Annotated in this window: 18 protein-coding genes; 4 read left to right on the top strand and 14 right to left on the bottom strand. The window is 43.6% G+C overall.

Translation table 11 applies throughout. From position 1 onward, the window contains the following. Window positions 1-4: 4 nt before the first annotated feature. The 4 genes from pdxA to DWX73_RS05920 all read left to right on the top strand — a co-directional run bounded on the left by pdxA (window position 5) and on the right by DWX73_RS05920 (window position 3,538). On the top strand, window positions 5-1,078 hold the full coding sequence (gene pdxA / locus DWX73_RS05935) for a 4-hydroxythreonine-4-phosphate dehydrogenase PdxA (RefSeq protein ID WP_118347794.1): 1,074 nt from the start codon (window positions 5-7) through the stop codon (window positions 1,076-1,078). A gap of 308 nt (window positions 1,079-1,386) precedes the next feature. Beyond that, entirely contained in the window at window positions 1,387-2,664 is a 1,278-nt protein-coding gene (locus DWX73_RS05930) for an SLC13 family permease (protein WP_118347792.1), read from the top strand. 37 nt (window positions 2,665-2,701) lie between these two features. Next, window positions 2,702-3,049, top strand: coding sequence for a VOC family protein (locus DWX73_RS05925; protein WP_118347790.1), 348 nt, complete (start codon window positions 2,702-2,704; stop codon window positions 3,047-3,049). 123 nt (window positions 3,050-3,172) lie between these two features. Beyond that, complete coding sequence (locus tag DWX73_RS05920; protein ID WP_118347788.1) at window positions 3,173-3,538, top strand: ArsR/SmtB family transcription factor; 366 nt, start codon at window positions 3,173-3,175, stop codon at window positions 3,536-3,538. Here DWX73_RS05920 and feoB read toward each other — a convergent pair. The 14 genes from feoB to tilS all read right to left on the bottom strand — a co-directional run bounded on the left by feoB (window position 3,535) and on the right by tilS (window position 20,713). Continuing rightward, window positions 3,535-5,880 carry a ferrous iron transport protein B gene (feoB, locus tag DWX73_RS05915; protein WP_118347786.1) on the bottom strand — a complete coding sequence of 782 codons (2,346 nt, stop codon included), beginning with the start codon at window positions 5,878-5,880 and terminating at the stop codon, window positions 3,535-3,537. The two genes, DWX73_RS05920 and feoB, sit on opposite strands and share 4 nt — an antisense overlap. A gap of 162 nt (window positions 5,881-6,042) precedes the next feature. Continuing rightward, on the bottom strand, window positions 6,043-7,929 hold the full coding sequence (locus tag DWX73_RS05910; RefSeq protein ID WP_118347784.1) for a heavy metal translocating P-type ATPase: 1,887 nt from the start codon (window positions 7,927-7,929) through the stop codon (window positions 6,043-6,045). Window positions 7,930-8,052: 123 nt separating this feature from the next. Continuing rightward, window positions 8,053-8,271 carry a cation transporter gene (locus DWX73_RS05905; protein WP_118347782.1) on the bottom strand — a complete coding sequence of 73 codons (219 nt, stop codon included), beginning with the start codon at window positions 8,269-8,271 and terminating at the stop codon, window positions 8,053-8,055. 171 nt (window positions 8,272-8,442) lie between these two features. Next, window positions 8,443-10,263: a nucleoside-diphosphate sugar epimerase/dehydratase gene (locus tag DWX73_RS05900; RefSeq protein ID WP_118347808.1), complete on the bottom strand. Its 1,821-nt coding sequence runs from the start codon at window positions 10,261-10,263 to the stop codon at window positions 8,443-8,445. Between the two features lie 84 nt (window positions 10,264-10,347). Beyond that, entirely contained in the window at window positions 10,348-11,076 is a 729-nt protein-coding gene (locus tag DWX73_RS13915; RefSeq protein ID WP_242996650.1) for an LCP family protein, read from the bottom strand. Further along, window positions 11,073-11,789, bottom strand: a complete 717-nt coding sequence (locus DWX73_RS13910) for a hypothetical protein (RefSeq protein WP_242996648.1) — start codon at window positions 11,787-11,789, stop codon at window positions 11,073-11,075. Before DWX73_RS13910 ends, DWX73_RS13915 begins: the two co-directional genes overlap by 4 nt. Before the next feature lie 15 nt (window positions 11,790-11,804). Beyond that, complete coding sequence (locus DWX73_RS05890; RefSeq protein WP_118347780.1) at window positions 11,805-12,566, bottom strand: hypothetical protein; 762 nt, start codon at window positions 12,564-12,566, stop codon at window positions 11,805-11,807. Window positions 12,567-12,582: 16 nt separating this feature from the next. Next, window positions 12,583-13,281, bottom strand: a complete 699-nt coding sequence (locus tag DWX73_RS05885; protein WP_118347778.1) for a polysaccharide biosynthesis tyrosine autokinase — start codon at window positions 13,279-13,281, stop codon at window positions 12,583-12,585. Window positions 13,282-13,305: 24 nt separating this feature from the next. Further along, entirely contained in the window at window positions 13,306-14,067 is a 762-nt protein-coding gene (locus tag DWX73_RS05880) for a YveK family protein (RefSeq protein ID WP_118347776.1), read from the bottom strand. Between the two features lie 33 nt (window positions 14,068-14,100). Beyond that, window positions 14,101-14,820 (bottom strand): CpsB/CapC family capsule biosynthesis tyrosine phosphatase, encoded by a 720-nt coding sequence (locus DWX73_RS05875; RefSeq protein WP_118347774.1) that lies wholly within the window; start codon window positions 14,818-14,820, stop codon window positions 14,101-14,103. A gap of 22 nt (window positions 14,821-14,842) precedes the next feature. After that, window positions 14,843-16,915 (bottom strand): glycoside hydrolase family 13 protein, encoded by a 2,073-nt coding sequence (locus DWX73_RS05870; RefSeq protein WP_118347772.1) that lies wholly within the window; start codon window positions 16,913-16,915, stop codon window positions 14,843-14,845. A gap of 3 nt (window positions 16,916-16,918) precedes the next feature. Beyond that, entirely contained in the window at window positions 16,919-18,760 is a 1,842-nt protein-coding gene (gene ftsH / locus DWX73_RS05865; protein ID WP_118347770.1) for an ATP-dependent zinc metalloprotease FtsH, read from the bottom strand. Between the two features lie 14 nt (window positions 18,761-18,774). Then, complete coding sequence (gene hpt, locus DWX73_RS05860; RefSeq protein ID WP_118347768.1) at window positions 18,775-19,302, bottom strand: hypoxanthine phosphoribosyltransferase; 528 nt, start codon at window positions 19,300-19,302, stop codon at window positions 18,775-18,777. Beyond that, window positions 19,286-20,713, bottom strand: coding sequence for a tRNA lysidine(34) synthetase TilS (tilS, locus tag DWX73_RS05855; protein ID WP_118347766.1), 1,428 nt, complete (start codon window positions 20,711-20,713; stop codon window positions 19,286-19,288). Before tilS ends, hpt begins: the two co-directional genes overlap by 17 nt. Window positions 20,714-20,801 lie beyond the last annotated feature (88 nt).

The raw sequence follows: 20,801 nt of genomic DNA, 5'->3' as shown, positions 1-20,801 counted from the left end.
TACAATGAGTGTTAAACCAATCATTGGGATTACTATGGGAGATCCGGCCGGAAACGGCCCTGAGATCACCGTCAAGGCACTTGCACATACAGATATTTATGACCGCTGCCGCCCGATCGTTGTCGGAGATATGAAAATGATCGAGCAGGCCGCACGATTTGTCAATCGGACGGATATCACAATCCACCGCTGCGAGAAAGTAAGCGACGCGCTCTTCACTCCCGGCACGATCGACGTTCTTCACATGGAATTAATTCCGGATACGGAAGCATTTCCAATCGGTCAGGTAAGCGTAGAAGGCGGAAATGCTGCTTTCCAGTGTGTCCGCAAAGTCATTGAGCTTGCAATGAACGGCGAAGTAGACGCAACCTGTACAAATGCCCTGAATAAAGAAGCAATGAATAAAGCCCTTGAGTTTTATCACGGCGAAAACTCTGACGGCCACACACATTTTGACGGTCATACAGAAATCTACGCAACTTACACCGGCACAAAGAAATATACGATGATGCTGGCACACCATGATTTGCGCGTTGTCCATGTCTCCACACATGTTTCCCTCCGTGAGGCATGCGACCGCGTAAAGAAAGACCGTGTGCTTGATGTCATCCGGATCGCGGATAAGGCGTGCAAAGATATGGGCATCCAAAATCCGAAAGTAGCGGTTGCCGGATTAAATCCGCACTGCGGTGAAAACGGTCTCTTCGGCACAGAAGAAATCGAAGAGATTAAGCCTGCCATCGAAGCAGCAAAAGCGCAGGGCATTAATGCCGTCGGACCGATTCCGCCGGACAGCGTCTTCTCAGAAGCACTTGGCGGATGGTACGATATCGTTGTCTGCATGTACCACGATCAGGGACATATCCCGCTGAAGACAGTGGGCTTCGTTTATGACCGCGAACTCCAGACATGGAAAGCGGTAGAAGGCGTCAATGTCACACTCGGCCTTCCGATCATCCGTACAAGCGTTGACCACGGCACCGGCTTCGCTCTTGCCGGCAAAGGTACAAGCAATGAATTAAGTCTCGTCAATGCCATCGATTATGCGATCCGCATGACAAACGGACAGAAAAAATAAAAGGAAAATGCAGCACAAATGCCGACCTGTTGGGGCTTCACTCCCACAGGCCGGCATTATTTTTTACCATATGTTCTATTTCGAAACACTTATCAACCTTTTGACGGTAAATGTTTCATTTTTCAACATATTTTTATGCAAATTTTATATTTTTCCTCTATGTGTTTCTAATTATAACACATCTGCCTGCTTATTTTCTTGTTGCTATTTCTGTCATCTTGTATACTAAACTCAAGTTAAGAAGATATGTTTTGTGCAAAGTGGCAGACTTTGTACACGGTATCATCTAAAGAATGGAGGAGAACTATATGACAACACAAATGATTATTGCTATCGCAATTACCGTTCTCATGATCATTTTGATCATGCAGGATAAGCTGCCATTCGGCGCACCGCCACTTCTGGCATGTTTACTGCTTGTTATTTTCGGTATTGCTGATATCAAGTCTGCATTTGCCGGATTCTCTAACTCAACAATCATTATGTTGGCTGAATTCATGGCAATCATTGCAGCGCTTCAGAAAACAAGCTTTATTGTAAAATTCAAAGAGACCATGTTTAACATGGCGAACCGGGGAGGCTTCAAAGCCTACATGCTTATGATCCTCGTTGTTATGCTTGGATGCAGCTTATTCGGTACAGGATCCACAGCATACTATGTAATGACCATCGGCTTACTCTCTACTCTGCCATACAGCCAGAAACTGCCGCCGTCAAAGATCATCATGACTGCCGGATTTGCTGCTAACCATCCGCTGGTTCCATTTAACACTGCTTTACAGTACGGTATCGTAATCGCAGTACTTGGAAGCGCCGGTATCACTGCAAATATCCCGGTTGCAAAATTTGCTATCGTGAACCTGATTCTTTCTCTCGGCTTCTTATTAAACTGTGTAATTCAGTACAAATACCTGCCGGATCATCCGATCGCCGCAGCAACAGAAGAAGCTAAAGCTCAGGGCGTGTTGGAAACAAAGCTTCCAAAATGGAAAGAAAATGTTACTTACATTGCATTCGTTGTAGCTGTTATCGGTATGCTGCTTCAGAGCAAAATCGGTGATGCAGGTTATGCGATCGCCGGTCTTTCTGTAGGCGCTATCCTCGTTGCAGGCGTTATGGATTTCAAAGAGATCCGCGATGCGATCAGCGCTCCGATCATCCTGATGTCTGCCGGTGTTATCGGTGTTGCAGACGCGCTCGGAAGTACAGGTCTTACAGACCTTGTCGGATCAAAAGTAGCTGAAATGCTTGGTGGAAACATCAATCCATTCATCATGATCTTCGCATTCTGCGTCCTGACAAGTGTACTTGCAACAATGACCGGTTCTACAATCGGTACTGTCTATGTATTTGCACCGCTTGCAATCGCAACTTGTGTAAATCTTGGATTTGATCCAACAGCCGCTGCCTGTGCAATCGTTATTTCCGGATGGTGCGGACACTTCCTCCCAATCGACGGTATGCCTGCGATGGTAATGGGTGTTGGTGATTACAATATCAAAGAATTCTGGAAGTTCACGATCCCGCAGTACTTCATTCGTCTGCTTGCTTTAACAGCCGGATCACTGCTGATCTTCCCGGTATAGTATCGGATCGCATTGAATGTATAGGAGTTGATTCATTATGAAAAATAATTTTGAACTTGTGCACGTTGGCATTAACACACCAAATGCTGACGAAGCGCTGAAACTTGCTGAACTGCTCAGCATGATGTTTAATCTTGAGCCTCGCCACGGACAGAAATCCGAATTCGGCGGACCGTACTTCGAATGTATGAAAGCTCCGTTTCTCGGAAGCAATGGACACATTGCTATGCAAACCGACGATCTGGAGGCAGCTGTAGAAGAGCTGAAAGAGAAAGGCTTTTCTTTTCAGATGGATACAGCAGCTTACACAGAAGCGGGCAAATTAAAAAATATCTATCTGAATGGAGAATATGGTGGTTTCGCCATCCATATTTTACAGAAATAAATTCCTAATTTCCTCAAAACGGCAGCCGGTCCCAGGACCGCTGCCGTTCTTTCCTTTTAAGAAACTTTTCATTTCTAAAATGAACAATCTATGTTACACTAGATAAAATAAGGAGGAACTATTATGGAACACAATACATTACCTCATCATCACGGAGAGTCTATGGACGAACTTCTCACACACATCCCGGATATCAATGATTTCCAGACGGTCGCTTCCGTCTTCAAGCAGCTAAGCGATCCAACCCGCGTGCGGATCTTCTGGATCTTATGCCACTGCGAAGAATGTGTCATCAACATTTCTGCCATGATGGAGATGAGCAGTCCGGCAGTCGCCCATCATCTGCGCCTCTTGCGTACGAGCGGCCTCATTGAATCCAGACGCGAAGGCAAAGAAACTTACTACCGCGCCAGCCAGTCTGAGAAAGCACAGTCACTTCACCGGATGATTGAACAGATGATGGAGATTTCCTGCATCGGAACTCATTAGAACAGCAATGCAATATGATAGATCACAAAGGATGCGATCCATGCAATCACACACTGTCCTGCTGCCATAGCGACAGCCCATTTCCCACCGAGTTCTCGTTTCACTGATGCAATTGCTGCCACACAAGGCGTATAAAGCAGGCAGAACACAAGCAGCGCTCCTGCACCCGCAAGTGTAAGAGAGCTCTGCAAAGCGGCTGTGCTGCCGAATAACACGGTAAGAGAAGATACGACACTCTCTTTCGCCATGAACCCTGAGATGAGCGCTGTCACAATTCTCCAGTCTCCAAAACCAACCGGAATAAATACCGGCGCAAGAACGCCTGCTGCAAGAGCCAGCATACTATCCTGAGAATCGGAGACCATATTAAGTCCTGTATCAAAGTTCTGAAGGAACCAGATTACGATTGTGGCAAGAAAGATTACCGTAAAAGCTCTCTGAAGGAAATCCCTCGCCTTATCCCAAAGCAGATGAAGCACGTTCTTCGCTCCCGGCATACGATAGTTCGGAAGCTCCATAACGAACGGTACTGCTTCTCCTTTAAATGCTGTTTTCTTAAAGATCAATGCCATCAAAATTCCCATTACAATTCCAAATACATACAGCCCGATCATCACAAGCGCACCGTGTTTCGGGAAAAATGCTGCCGTGAAAAATGCATAGATCGGAAGCTTTGCCGTACAGCTCATAAATGGCGTCAGAAGAATCGTCATCTTTCGGTCACGTTCAGAAGGCAGTGTACGGCTTGCCATAACTCCCGGCACCGTACATCCAAATCCAATGAGCATCGGCACAATGCTTCGTCCGGAAAGACCGAGTTTCCGAAGAAGCTTATCCATGATAAAGGCAACTCTTGCCATATACCCGCTGTCTTCTAACAGAGACAGGAAGAAAAACAGTGTCACAATAATCGGCAGGAAGCTTAACACGCCACCAACCCCATTAAAAATACCGTCAATCACAAGGGAACGAATCACTGAACTGACATTTGCAGCCGCCATTGCCTGATCTGCCAGCACTGTTAAAGATTCAATTCCGCTCTCAAGCAGTCCCTGCAAAAATGCTCCAATAACATTAAAGGTCAGCCAGAATACGAGTCCCATAATTGCCACAAATGCCGGAATTCCTGTATATTTGCCTGTAAGAAGCCGGTCGATCTTTCGGCTTCGAATACGTTCTCTGCTTTCTTTTGGTTTAATAACCGTCTTACTGCATACAGTTTCGATATAGTCGAAGCGCATCTGAGCTATTGCTGCCGAACGATCCATCCCTGTCTCCTCTTCTGTCTGCTTCGCAATATCCTCCAAAAGCCGTTTTTCATTTTCTGTAAGCTTTAACTGTTCTGCGAGCTGATCATCGCCCTCCATCATTTTGCTCGCTGCAAACCGGACCGGAATCTCTTCCTGCTGTGCATGGTCTTCAATTAAATGCATGACCGCATGGATTCCGCGGTGAATTCCTTCGTCTTTCTTGCAGAAATCAATCTCCTGCGGTCGTTCTTGATATTTGGCAACATGAACTGCATGACGCACCAGCTCTTCAATTCCTTCTCCTTTTGCCGCTGAAATCGGAATTACCGGAACTCCGAGAGCTTCTTCCATTTCATTGACAAGAACAGATCCGTCATTGATCAAAAGCTCATCCATCATGTTTAGCGCCACTACCATCGGAATTCCAAGCTCCAGAAGCTGCATCGTCAGATAAAGATTTCTCTCGATATTCGTTGCATCTACAATATTAATGATGCCTTTTGGCTTCTCCCGGATTACGAATTCTCTCGTTACAATTTCTTCACTGCTGTATGGCGACATGGAGTAAATTCCAGGCAGGTCGGTAATTAACGTATTGTCATAGCCTCTAATTACTCCGTCTTTTCTGTCTACTGTAACTCCCGGAAAATTTCCCACATGCTGTTTCGATCCTGTCAGCTGGTTGAACAGTGTTGTCTTTCCACAGTTCTGATTGCCCACAAGTGCGAATGTCAGTGTCTCATTCTCCGGAAGCGGCTGTTCTTCCTTTCGATTATGGAACTTGCCGCCTTCCCCATATCCCGGATGGTGTGTTTCCTGCCGCGCTGCCTTTGTCTGCCGCGGCTGTGCACTTTCTTTCTTTGGCTCATGCGCTGCGCTGATCTCAATGTTCTTCGCATCGTCCAGACGGATCGTCAGCTCATAACCATGGATCCGCAGCTCAATCGGATCTCCCATAGGCGCATATTTAATCACCGTAACTTCCGTTCCCTGGATCAACCCCATATCAAGAAAGTGTTGGCGTAACGCCCCTTCACCGCCAACAGACAGTATCGTTGCCGTACTGCCAATCTGCAATTCACTTAAATTCATTATATCACTCTCCTCATTAGTTCTGTCTAACTTATGAACTAAAAGACAGCAACGGCATTCACACCGCTGCGTCTTCTATTACATTCATTTTGTATATTCCTGCCGCCAGATCTCTATGTCTTTATCGGACAGAATTTTTTGCTCAATCATTATAACATACTTTTACAGAGAATGCACCCTTAAAGCGCGAATTGCATTTAAAACCGCAATGACCATAACACCAACATCTGCAAAGATCGCAAACCACATATTTGCAATACCGATAGCTCCAAGACCGAGACACGCAAATTTAATTACAAGAGCAAATATAATGTTCTGGTATACAATGCCAAGACATTTGCGGGAAATTTTAATCGCTTTTGCGATCTTCATCGGATCATCGTCCATTAAGACAACATCTGCCGCCTCAATGGCTGCATCCGATCCCATAGCTCCCATGGCAATTCCGATATCTGCCCGTGTCAGAACCGGCGCATCATTGATACCGTCTCCGACAAATGCCAGTTTCTCCTTGCCGGATTTCGCAGCCAGAAGCTCTTCTACCTTTGTTACTTTATCTCCCGGAAGCAGTTCACTGTATACTTCATCAATTCCAAGACTTCCTGCGACTTCTTCCGCCACCCGTTTTGCATCTCCGGTCAGCATAACGGTCTTCTTCACACCGGCTTTTTTCAATTCTGCCAGCGCCTCTTTGGCATGTGGTTTTATCACATCCGAAATTACAATGTGGCCTGCATATTCTCCATTGATCGCCATATGGATAATTGTTCCGACCTTATGGCAGTCTTTATACGCAATGCCAAGCTGATCCATTAATTTACCATTTCCTGCCGCTACTTCATTGCCGTCTACCTTTGCAATAATGCCATGTCCGCTTACTTCGCTGACGTCTGTTACGCGGTTTCTGTCAATTTCTTTGCCGTAAGCCCGCTGAATACTCTTACTGATCGGATGCGAGGAAGCACATTCCGCCAGTGCCGCATATTCCAACAGTTTCTCATCCTCCAGTTTATTGTGGTGGATACCACTTACTTCAAATACTCCCTGTGTTAGTGTTCCTGTCTTATCAAATACAACGCAGTCAGCCTGGGACAATGTCTCCATATAGTTCGATCCTTTGATCAGAACACCTTCCTTGCTGGCGCCGCCGATTCCCACGAAAAAGCTTAGCGGAATACTGATGACAAGGGCGCAAGGGCAGCTAATAACAAGGAACGTAAGGGCACGGTAAATCCAATCACTCCACTGAGCAGATCCACCGAGGAAAAGCATCTGTACCAAAGGTGGGATGACTGCCAGCGCAAGGGCTCCATAGCAGACCGCCGGTGTATATACTCTTGCAAATTTGGAAATAAAATTCTCGGATTTTGACTTGCGGGAGCTGGAATTCTCAACAAGCTCCAGAATCTTGGAAACGGTAGATTCCCCGAATTCTCTTGTCGTACGAATTTTCAGCACACCTGTCATATTAATGCATCCGCTAATAATTTCATCCCCTGACTTTACGTCTCTTGGAAGACTTTCTCCCGTCAGCGCGCTCGTATTTAAGCTGGAAGCGCCTTCTAATACAATACCGTCAATCGGAACTTTCTCGCCCGGCTGAACAATAATTACGCTGTCTACCATAACTTCATCCGGATCTACCTGCTCAAGTTTCCCATCTCTCTCTACATTGGCATAATCCGGTCGGATATCCATTAGCGCACTGATATTCTTGCGGCTCTTTCCTACGGCATAACTCTGGAATAACTCCCCAATCTGGTAGAAGAGCATAACGGCAATCGCTTCATTATAATCTCCGCTGCCAGAATAAATTGCCAATACAAATGCGCCAACAGTAGCAATTGCCATAAGGAAATTCTCATCAAATACTCTCCGGTTTACGATTCCCTTTCCGGCTTTTCTCAAAATATCATATCCAATTACCAGATATGCTGCCAAATACAACAACAGCTGAAGCAGCCCCCTTACCGGAACGATATTCAGCAGAATTACCATAACACTCGCAATGATAATACGGGTCAGCATCTTTTTCTGTTTCTTATTCATAACGGCATACCCTCCTTTTATCTCATATTCCTCTGAAATTTATTTATCGGATTCCTCTTATTTTTATCATATTTTTGCACCCCGTTTGCAAGTTACATTCGGGGTGCATCCTTATCTTGTCTCTTAAAATTCAATTTCGCAATCAGACTCAACTTTTTTGCAAGCTTTCAGAACTTCCTTCATAACTGCTTTCGGTTCTGCACCTTCTTCGAACTCAACGATCATTTTCTGTGTCATAAAATTCACTGTCGCATCAGCAACTCCGGCTGTCTTCTTTGTAGCTGCCTCCATCAGATTTGCACAGTTTGCACAGTCTACTTCAATTTTGTAAGTTTTTTTCATGGTATCTTCTCCTTTTTCTCTCATACTTCTTCGCTTCAACAATTAAGTAATTGTTTAATCTTTATGGTTTTACTATATCCGATACACACAGAAATGTCAAGAGATATATAAATTTTTGAGAAAAAAAGACCAACCCGCGCTTTGGCTGGTTGATCTTTCATTATATTGTATTTATTTTTCAGCTTTTTCGTAATGATATGTCGGAACCAGTCTCGCCACATGCTCGCGGATATCTCCTTTATCTTCATAAGCGTGGTCTTTCAGTTCCTTCAATTCATCAAAGAATTTCTCTTCATCGAAATCAATCGGTTTACCGACATAGATGAGTTCATTTTCTGTCTTCTGCAGTCCTTCTTCATTCATAAGAAGTTCTTCATATAGTTTCTCTCCCGGACGGAGACCTGTGTATTTGATCTCGATATCCACATCCGGCTGCAGACCAGAAAGCTTGATCATATTTGCCGCAAGATCAGCAATCTTCACTGGCTCACCCATATCCAGAACAAAGATCTCACCGTCTTTCGCATAAGCGCCCGCCTGAAGTACAAGCGATACTGCCTCCGGGATTGTCATAAAGAAGCGGATGATATTTGGATGTGTTACCGTTACCGGACCGCCTTCTTCAATCTGTTTTCGGAAAATCGGAATCACGCTTCCATTGCTTCCAAGTACATTTCCGAACCGTACTGCTGCGAATTGTGTATGTCTTGACTCTCTCGCAAAACTCTGGATTACCATTTCACAGAGACGTTTTGATGCTCCCATAATATTTGTTGGATTTACCGCTTTATCTGTAGAGATCAGGATAAACTTATCGGTATGATACTCTTCTGCACATTTTGCCACATTATATGTACCGAATACATTATTCTTAATTGCTTCGTTTGGACTGTCCTCCATAAGCGGCACATGTTTATGCGCTGCCGCATGATATACAATCTGCGGACGATAATCTCTGAAAATCTCTTCCACACGATGCGTATTTCTCACAGAGCCAATAAGCACAACAAGATCCAGTTCCGGATGTGTTTTTCTCAGTTCCAACTGAATGTCATATGCATTATTCTCATAAATATCAAATATGATCAGCTGTTTCGCACCGTAGTCAGCGACCTGACGGCAAAGCTCACTTCCGATAGATCCACCGCCCCCGGTTATAAGCACAACTTTTCCTTTGACATATTTCATAACAATCTCGAGGTCTGTTTTGACCGGATCTCTCCCAAGAAGATCATTGATATCTACTTTTCTTAACTGTGAAACTGTAACTTCTCCTTTTACAAGTTCGTATGTTCCCGGAAGAACAGATACACGACACTTGCAGTCTTTACAGATCTCAAGCATCTCCCTTTTCTGACGATTTGTCATTGACGGGATTGCGAGGATAATTTCCTCAATATTATATTTCCCCACTGCATCATGGATATACTCTCTTCCGCCAATGATCGGAACTCCAAGAAGGTAAGTTCCTTTCTTATGCGGTGTGTCATCAATGATACATGGGATTTCGCGGTTCAGATAACGGCTTCCCTTTAGCTCCTTCACGAGAGCCGCTCCTGCTTCACCGGCGCCAATTACCATTGTTCTTACCGGCGCTCCCACATCTTCTACCTTCATTCTCTGATGCCATGCTCTTACGAACCGATAGAAGAAACGACCAACAGTAACAAACATCATTAAAAGAACCGTGCTGATCGGATAGTAGCTTCTTGGCATTTCAATTCTCATAAAATACATTCCAATAATCTGCGCTGCCCCCGATATAATGCAGGCCATTACAATATTTACTTCTTCATTCACACTCGCAAAGCTCCACAAACTGTCGTATAGTTTGAAGAATGCAAAAATGATAATTGCCACTATCGTATTTATCAGTGCATAATGTGCATACCCATTAATATACTGCGCATCAATCATTTTATAAGAAAAATCAAATCTCGCCAGCAATGCAAGAATACAAGACGCCTGGATTGCTATCACATCATATACCATTAGCAAAAAGACTCTTGCTTTTTTACTCTTATAATCTACTATCTTTTCCACTTTATCTCCCTCTGTTCTCTTTTAATTCTTAATCTACTCCGTAATGACTTCTCCATTCAGCACCTGCTGCATTTTCTGCTGAATTGCCGCTACAGAAGCTTCATCCGGCCACATCACATACAGCAGCTGTGAACCCGATGAGAAGCAGGCTTCTTTGCCGCCCTGACCAATCGCATTTGTTGATACAATATTCCATTCTGCGCCGTCATTTAACTGCATCTGGATTAACTGTGCCATTTCTTTTGACGTCATATTGGTCTCTACACTATCGCTGACTTCTGTAAGAAGCTGGTTAGCATTCTTTAGAATTGCCGGAGACATTGTCTTTCTGATCATTGCTGTCAGAACAGCCTCCTGATTTCTGCCTCGCTGATTATCCCCTGCTGCAAAACTATGACGTTCTCTTGAGAATGCCAATGCCGCATCCCCATTCAGATGGTTTTTACCTTCGTTAAACGTATAGCCCCCTGCACTAAACGCATATTCAGAATTTACATCCACTCCTCCGAGAATATCAACAATCTTGATCAATGATGTGAAATTCACTTTTGCATAATAACTGATGTCGATTCCATAAATAGATTCCAACGTAGACATAGATGCATCCACACCATAAATTCCCGCATGTGTCAGCTTATCCCGCTGTCCTCCGGAAATATTCGGAATCGGTACATAATAATCTCTCGGTGTTGTAGTCAGCAGAATCTGCTTCGTCTTTGTATTTACTGTCACGATAATATTTACATCGCTTCGGCTTGTCATTGTAATCGGCCTGATACGTCAATACCGCTGATGTACAAACTAAATGTATCCTTGCTCATTGGCTCGACCGTTTGCTCTTCCTCCGGTTCTTCTACCTGGAGCTTTGTGTCGATTCCATACTGATATAACACTTTTACCTGATCGCTGTATCCTTCAATCAGTTCATCCAAAATACTGTCAAACGCCTGATTATAGATAGCCGCTTCTACCTCTCCGTTCAAAAGCGCCTGTCCCAGTTCTTGTACTGTACCATATTCTGCTACATTAATCTCTCTGCCTACTGTCTCATTGATTTTCTGGATCATCAATTGTGTATTGTCCTGATCTGCAGCCGTCTGTTTACCGAATCGGTAGTTCTCAGCATTTTTCAGCTCTGTCGCTGTATCTTCTTTCTTTACAACAACAATCATATTATCCGTCTTATAAGTTGCACCGCCGACCTTTCTCATGGCATTATCTGTTTTCAGCAGCCAGAAAACTGCAAACAATGCCAGAAGGCTGGTAATCACGCTGATAACAATTCCGGCTATATACGCCTTATTCTTTACAAACTGCACTCCAAAAGAAACTGCCAGCAGCACAAGCAGCACAATTCCAACTGCCGCAAGATATTTCATCGGGATCATCCCACTGGTCCAAAGTACGCCAAACAGCGTCAAACTGCAAATCAATTGAATGACACAGATCAGTTTTCCTACAATATGTTTTCGCATAAGTATCCTTCTTTCTTACTGTACGATGATTTTCATTACCGTTGGATCTGAAACTGCCCCGTGCATATTACCGGAAAAATATGCTATTTCATATTCTCCCGCCTGACTTAAAGTAAGCTGACTTGTATTCTGGACTCCATTTACCGTAATACTTACATGGGAATACATATAATTATGGTTTTCATTGCTTGTATCAGTATCCGCAATTGTATTAATGTAATCCATTAGATTCACTGTCGTTCCAACCGCTTCTGTTACTTCCTGCTGTTTTAATTGAACAACCGGTTTGCCTGCGCTCAGATCAAGCGGATCCGGAGGATATACTCCCGCTTGCGCTTTATTCTCTTCCGGAGCCTGTGCTTCCGGGGACGCGTTGACTTCTGTACTTGCCGGCTCTTCTTTTGCCGCTGCATTGTCCTCTGCGCCTGCATTTTTAGCAGCTTCGGCATCTTTATAATATGCAACTATTCGTTTCGCTGTTCCTACGTTATGACTCTTATCTGTAACCGCATAATAGACAATCGCTTTTTCATTTCCCGCCATTGGAATGATCCGGTCAATAAAAACTTTATCGGTAAGATTGCCATCGCGATTATCTTTTGCACTTATCCCCTCAAGTAAACTATCGTGACTGTCTCCCTCAATATATGACACTTTAGCTTCGCTCACTGTAATCTTCGGCGCTTTTTTATCTTTTGCACCGGATATAAAAAATGCAGCAACCCCCAAAACTGCACAGCTCGCTAACAGCACTAATGCAACTACTCTTTGCTTCATAGTATCTCTCTCCTACTTATTCTTTGTTATCTCCATAAGCACCATAATATTTGCCGTAGTATTTTCCGTAATACTTGTTCTGCTTCATATCTACCTTGTTTAAAACAACTCCAAGGATCTTACAGTTTGCTTTTTCAAGCTGTTCTTTTACGACTCTGGCAAATTTATAGCTGATTGTATTGGCTGCAATAACGATAACTGCCGCATCACTGACTGTTGCAACGATCGCACTGTCAATTACGCTTCCAAGAGGCGGCGTATCAATGATAACGTAATCATAAATGGTTCTCGCTTCCTGGAGAAGTACTTCAAACTTCTTACTTCCGAGAAGCTCTGCCGGATTAGGCGGAACCGGTCCTGCAAAAATAATTCCAAGTCCTTTTTCGTTCGTCTTGCAGAGTACTTCGCCTAACTCTCCCTGTCCTGACAGAAAATGACTTAAGCCTTTAATCTCCTGTGTCACACGGCATCTTCCGACAAGAGCTGATTTACGCAGATCGGCATCAATAAAGAGTACTTTTTTCCCAGTCTCTGCAAGAGAAATAGCCAGTGAGAGGGATGTTGTTGACTTTCCTTCTCCCGGTGTACAGCTTGTAACTGCGATTACTTTATTATTCTCTCCTGAAAATTCAATATTCGTTCGGAGAGACTTGAACGCTTCATTTGTACGGTAATCATCCCGGTCTAATATATTCGTTAATTTTACTTCAACCATCGTTCTATTCCTTCCTTATCCTTATTACATACGTTTCCCAAATGATTTCGCATAGCTTTTTCTGGAAATGCCTTTTGATTTCTTTGTTTTTGCCGTACCTTCTTTGATCGGAAGGGATGCCAGTACATTCAGCTGTAAGTAATATTCCACATCTTCCGGTGTCTTAATCGTATCATCCAGCACAAAAATCAGAACAATCACACCAATAGCAATCAGAATTCCAAGAATTCCTCCAATGGCTGTATTCTTCATTGTACTCGGAGAAGACGGATGTGTCGGAAGGCTTGCTTCGGCTACTGTATTAACTGCATCTACTGCCATAATTGCTACAATCTGCTCTCCAACTGCCACTCTGAGGGAATTGGCAATTTCTTTTGCCTTCTTTGGATCTTCATTCTCTACTGCAATCGTTGTAATACGAGTATCTGTTGGTGTTGTTACAGTAATATGCCCTTTCAGCTCATCAATTGTCATATCAATTCCTGTCTCAGAAATAACTTTCTCCAACACCGGATCTGTCTTTACAAGTTCCATATAGTCCTTTGTCAGCTGTGTTCCTGTCTGAAGATCTGAATAAGTGACATTTGCATTACCATCCTGCTTAGAAAGCACATACATCTGTGTTTCAGATGTATACATCGGTGTCATAAATAATTTTGTTGCGATAAATGCAAGAAGCGCGGCAGCGATACCCGCCAGTACGACAATATGCGCTTTATGCCACAACGCCATAAATAACTCCGATAAATCAATGGTAATTTCATCGTTTTCTCTGTTTTTTTCCATCTTTTCTAACCTTTCTCTATATGCTTCTTTGCTCTATATATTTTCATTTCGCAAAACACGGTTGCCGTTCTTCCAGAAAATCCGCTCCATATAATCATGACCATGCTTCTTCTCTACATATGCCGCTGCCTTCTGCATCAGCGGACTTCTATGGTTCGGACTGTGTGCATCCGTTCCTACAAAATGTACAAGACGTTCTTTCATCATCGCTTTAATAAAACGCTTTACCGTAAAACCACCAATGATACTTGATGCATTTACCTGGATATAGGCTCCCATCTCTACAAGATAACGAATATGGTCAATATTTTTCAAAAGACACATATAACGTTCTACATGGGCAATGATCACACCGTATCCTTTCATCTGTACCTTCTGTACCGCTCTTTGGATATAAGCAAAATCATCTTCCGGTGAGAATTCAAGCAGAACATATTCCGATCCTCCCATTGTTGCGATCATGCCTTCTCCCAGTTCTTCAAGAATATCCTGCCCAAAGAATACTTCCATTCCGAGATGGATCTCCATATCTATCCCCATCTCATCGATCAGCTCCTCTACTTCCCGAAGACGGCGCTGCAGCCGTTCGATCGAAGCCTTCCCCCTGCGGTCATGGTGATGCGGCGTTGCAATGATGACTCTGATTCCTTCTTGATAAGCAATCTTTAACATCTCTTTCGTATCTTCCAGATCTTTTGCACCATCATCTACTCCCGGCAGAATATGACAATGCATATCAATATATTTATCCATAGTATTTTCATTCCTTAACTTCTTATTCTTCTGCAATAACAAACGGCTCTGTTACCGGATCTTTTGTCTTTAAAACAGCAGCCGAATATCTTCCCATAATCAGTACAACTTCTCCGTCTTCCACAAGATATTCCTCATACTCTGTAGTATAGCCTCTGTCATAAGTATACATCAAGCGGTACATTTTCCCTTTTTCCGGAACTTCTGCCCGCCAGACTGGAATTGTCACTTCCTGTAGTTTTTTGCTGTTATTGACAACTATTATAATCTGTTCGTTCTCTAAAAATCTAGAAAATGACAAAATATGTTCATTCCATGTCAATATTTGCAGAGAGCCGCTAGTAAGAGCCGGATAATTCTTGTGAATCCAGATCATTTCCCGGTGGAAATCCAGCATTAGCTTATCTTCCCGTCCCCACGGATATGTTCTCCGGTTATCCGGGTCTGTAAAACCGCAAAGCCCGGCTTCATCTCCATAATAGAGCGTCGGCGCTCCGATCCAGGTCATCTGCATAACAACTGCTTCCCGCATAACTGCCGGATTAATATTTTTATTTGCAGCCTCCGGTCCGAGATTCTGTACACGTCCTACCCAGTGATTCGTTCTTGTCAGAAATCTTGAATGATCATGATTGGAAAGCTGATTCATCGCCACCATCAGGGATGGCATCATCATACTGCTCATATGATGTTTCATCACATTGACAAAGTTATCTGAATTATTCAAAAGATCCGGGCGGAATTCATCACTGTGTTTCTCCATTCCGGTAAGGAACCATGTTACCGGTTCCATAAACGCATCATAGTTCATAACAGTGTCCCACTCATCTCCCTGAAGCCATTCCTGTGGATCGCCGTAATGTTCTGCCAGAATAATCGCCTCCGGATTCGCTTCTTTGACCGCTTTTCGGAACTTTTTCCAAAATTCATGGTTATAATCATTCGTCTTACCGAGATCTGCCGCCACATCAAGCCGCCAGCCATCCGCACAAAACGGTTCTGACACCCATTTTCTTCCGACATTGATAATATAATCTTCCAGTTCCTGCGACTGTTCATAGTTTAATTTCGGAAGTGTGTTATGCCCCCACCAGCCTTCATAATTGTCATTATCCGGCCAGTTTTCAGATTCTCTGCTATAAAAGTTAAAATAATTTCTGTATGGACTTTTGTAAGAAATGTATGCTCCCGGTTCATATCCTTCTGCATTATGATAAATGTATTCCCGGTCAAGCCATTTATTAAAGGAGCCGCAATGGTTAAATACGCCATCCAGAATAATCTTCATTCCTCTTTTATGGACTTCCCGGATGAGCTCTGCAAGATATTCGTTGCTAGCTTCCAGATTTTCCTTATCTGTTATCCTTAGACGGTACTTCCCGGCAGAACGGTTATTTCCTTCCCACCCTTGCAGCAGATTCCCGCCATCATTTTTAATAACGGCAATATGCGGATCTACATAGTCATAATCCTGTGTATCATATTTATGATTGGAAGGTGACACAAAAATCGGATTGAAATAAATAACGTCCACACCCAGTTCCTGAAGATAGTCAAGCTTCTTCATCACTCCCTGCAGATCGCCCCCGTAAAATTCTCTCACATCCATGCTGGCAGGATACTGATACCAGTCTGTTACCCGGATGCTCTTGTCTCCCAGATACATATATTCGCCGGTTTCTACGTCATTATCCGGATTCCCATTACAAAAACGATCTACATAGATTTGATACATGACAGCGCCCTTTGCCCATTCCGGTGTAGAAAATCCTGGCGCTATCATAAAATAATAATCATCAATAATCTTTTCTGACGGACCGCATTGCTGATAGTAGGTATGCTCACTGCCGCTTTTAATCTCAAAACAATAGCGGAAGTGGTCTTTTCCAAGCTGATAATTGACGGTATAGTAATCAAAAAGTCCCCTACTTACTTCCTTATGCATCAAGTATCGGCTCTTTTCCGACACAAGCCACACTTCATCTGCATCATTCTTAGCAGTACGAAAGCGGATGGTTAATATCTCATCCGCCTGTGGCTCTGCCGGGTTTATATAGTTACCTGTTCCGTCACTGTAAAGTGCCTCTTTATTCATACGCTATCCCTCTGCTCTGTCCAGAGTTTCAAATAATGCCTCAAACTCTTCTCTCGTAATCTTTTCTTTCTCCATCAAAAGCTCTGCACAAGAGTGAAGTACCGGCATATACTCATCCAGAATCTGTTCTGCATGCCGGTAGCATCCGTCAATAATATTTTTCACTTCCGCATCGATTTCTCCTGCGATCCGCTCTCCATAACTGCGTGCCGCATGTGCCAGATCCCGACCGATAAATACCTCGTCACTGTCATCATCGTAATTGATCGTTCCAAGTCGCTCGGACATACCGTATTTCGTTACCATTGCTCTCGCTGTCGCTGTTGCCTGTTTAATGTCCTGTGAAGCTCCCGTTGTAATATCGCCGAAAATCTTCTCCTCGGCAATACGGCCGCCTAATGATACTGTAATATCCTGCAGCATTTTGCCTTTCGTCAGGAACATTTCATCCTGCTCCGGAAGCGGCATCGTATATCCTGCTGCCCCTGCTCCGGTCGGAATAATGGAAACACTGTAAACCGGTCCTACATCCGGAAGCACATGGAATAGTATCGCATGACCTGCCTCATGGTAAGCTGTAATTCTCTTTTCTTTGTCAGAAATCACACGGCTCTTCTTCTCTGCTCCGATTCCTACCTTCACGAAAGAATGGCGAATGTCTGCCTGTGTAATATACGGACGGCTGTCCTTCGCCGCATAGATTGCCGCTTCATTGAGAAGGTTCTCAAGATCCGCACCGGTAAATCCTGCTGTTGTCTGTGCAATCTGCTTCAGATCTACATCATCTCCAAGCGGTTTCCCCTTCGCATGCACTTTCAGAATCTCCTCACGCCCCAGTACATCCGGACGTCCTACAACAACTTTTCTGTCAAATCTTCCCGGACGAAGAATCGCCGGATCGAGGATATCGACACGGTTCGTTGCCGCCATTACAATAATACCTTCATTTACTCCGAAACCGTCCATCTCAACAAGCATCTGGTTCAATGTCTGTTCCCGTTCGTCATGGCCGCCGCCCATTCCGGTGCCGCGCCGTCTTGCAACTGCGTCAATCTCATCAATGAACACGATGCACGGAGCATTTTTCTTCGCATCTTCAAATAAATCCCGGACACGGGAAGCTCCGACACCGACAAACATCTCTACGAAGTCAGATCCTGAAATACTAAAGAACGGAACACCCGCTTCTCCGGCAACTGCTTTCGCAAGCAATGTCTTACCGGTTCCCGGAGGTCCTACAAGAAGTACTCCTTTTGGAATTCTTGCTCCGAGCTGTGTGTACTTTGTCGGATCCTTCAGGAAATCAACAATCTCCTCCAGCTCTTCTTTCTCTTCTTTCAGCCCTGCAACTTTATCAAAATTAACTTTCCTGTCTTTATCTGTACTCATTTTGGCGCGGCTCTTTCCGAAATTCATTGCTTTCGCATTCGCACCGCCGCCTGCCTGCCGATTCATCAGCAGAAATACAACAAGCACTGCTACAATGGAAATTCCCATCGGAAGAAGTATCGTTGTAATCCAGCTTTCTTCCGGAACACTTGTAACGATAAAATCAATTTTTTCTTCTTCCAACTGTTCCTGCACTTCGTTGACATTAGACACGTTCAATGTCTTTGTCTCTCCGTCATCCAACGTAAAAACGATTTGTCCCGTTGGGATAGAACGGTCCTGATTAATTACTGCGCGCTGAATAGATCCACTTTCAAGCGCCTCCTGATATTCACGATAAGTAAATTCCCGATCCCGGTTCTGCGCCTGATTTGTAAACCAGAACACTGCAAACAGCGTCACCAGGAACAAAATAAAGGTCGCACCCCCAAATCCTCTGTTCTTATTACTGTCCAATTTGCTGCTCCTTCCTATTCAATTCCTTCAACAATACCGATATACGGCAGATTTCTGTACTTCTGTGCATAATCCAGACCATATCCTACGATAAATTCATCCGGAATCACAAATCCTGTATAGTCTACCTTCACTTCTCTGACACGGCGATCCGGTTTGTCAAGCAGTGTACAAAGCTTCATGCTCTTTGGTCCTCTCTTCGCAAGAATCTCAAGCAGATAAGATAATGTTCTTCCAGAATCAATAATGTCTTCCACAACAAGAACATCCTTTCCTTCCAGACTTTCGTCAAGATCTTTTGCAATCTTTACGACACCGCTTGATGTTGTTCCATCTCCGTAGCTTCCCACACTCATGAAATCCATTGACACCGGAACAGTGATTCTCTTAGCAAGTTCACACATAAAAAATACTCCGCCTTTTAAAACGCAGATTAAATGTACCTGCTTTCCTGCATAATCTTCACTGATCTGTTTGCCCAGCTCTCTGATTCTCGCATCAAGTGCAGCTTCTGAAATAAGTTCTCTAATTGTTTCTGACATCTTTTTCTCCTCCATGTATCGTGATTTCTAAAATTCTTTCTGTTTCTTCTAAGACATATGCCGCACATCCTCTGCGATATCCCGCTATCCACAGCACATGACTTCCCTGTGCAACAAGCCAGATCCGGTCTCTCTCTTCTTTTGGAATCTTTTCATTAATAAAATAAGATTTCAATTTCTGCTTTTTCCCGGACTTATCAATTATAATATAATCTCCCGGACGCCGTTTTCTGACTATTACAGTATCTTTTATTATATCATAATCAAACCATTTCGTATATATATTATCTGGCACATTTACAGCATCTGAGGAAGATTTTTCTATTAATTTTGCAGTAATAACGCTATTTTCTATTCTTAACTGCATTCCCGGAACAATCGGATACGAAGCTTCTTTGCTGTCTGTTTCTCCTTTTCGTTCCCGCTGATTCTTTTCTTCCATTTTCTTAATGCAAATGCACGCTTCTTCATGCACGGCTGTCAGCCGATACGGCAAAGACAGTTTACTTCCCTTTTGCTGATCCCACATAGAACTCAACAGCTCTACATGCTTTTGACCGATATTTTTCTCACTTCCCGCCGCTTCCGCAATGACACGGTGGCAGAGCATATGAAAAATGACTTCTGCGAGCGCTGACTTTGCCGCTATCCGGATCATTACTTCCTCTCCCTCTATTTTCACATAGTCATCAAAGGCTTTCTCCACCTGAGTATTCATATAATCACTGATTTGCCGAAGCTGTTCCATTGTCTGATTTATATGCGCTACTGCTGCCGGATTTATTTCCTCTTCCAAATACGGTATCACACAATTGCGAAGTTTATTTCTTGTGTAAATATTTTCAAAATTAGTTGCATCTGTACAGTAGGATATCTGTCTCTCTTCCAGGTACATTTCAATTTCTTTTCTTCCGACACACAAAAGCGGCCGGATCATGCTGTCGGACACCGGACGCATTCCTCCAAGTCCCTGCAGCCGGCTCCCTCTGATAAGATTCATGAGAAATGTTTCTGCATTGTCATCGCTGTGGTGAGCCAGTGCAATTTTCGTTCCGCCATATAGATCCCGTTCTTTTCGAAACGCTTCCCGGCGTACTTCTCTCCCTGCCTCTTCTGTAGATTGTTTCCGTTTTTTCGCTTCTAATTCCACATCATAGTAATAAATTGTGCAGGGGATTTTGTATTGTTCTGTCAGTTTCTTCACAAAAGCTGCGTCCGCATCTGCCGCTTCCCCACGCAGCCCATGATGCACATGCACTGTGCGGATTTGAAACCCAATCTCTTTTTGCAGATCCATTAATACGAAAAGAAGGCATACCGAGTCTGCTCCCCCTGATATGCCTGCAATTACAATATCTGATTGTTCCAGCATATGATATTTCTTCACATATGCTCTGATTTTTTCTATCATAACTTTGATCCTGTCATCTATGCAGTAATTTCTGCTCTATCATCATTATTAGATTCCAGTACAAATATAATGAATTTTCTGTTCAAAG

Source organism: Coprococcus sp. AF21-14LB (assembly GCF_003458885.1).
In the GTDB taxonomy this organism is placed as follows: domain Bacteria; phylum Bacillota; class Clostridia; order Lachnospirales; family Lachnospiraceae; genus UBA9414.
This window is presented reverse-complemented; position numbering and strand designations above follow the sequence as displayed.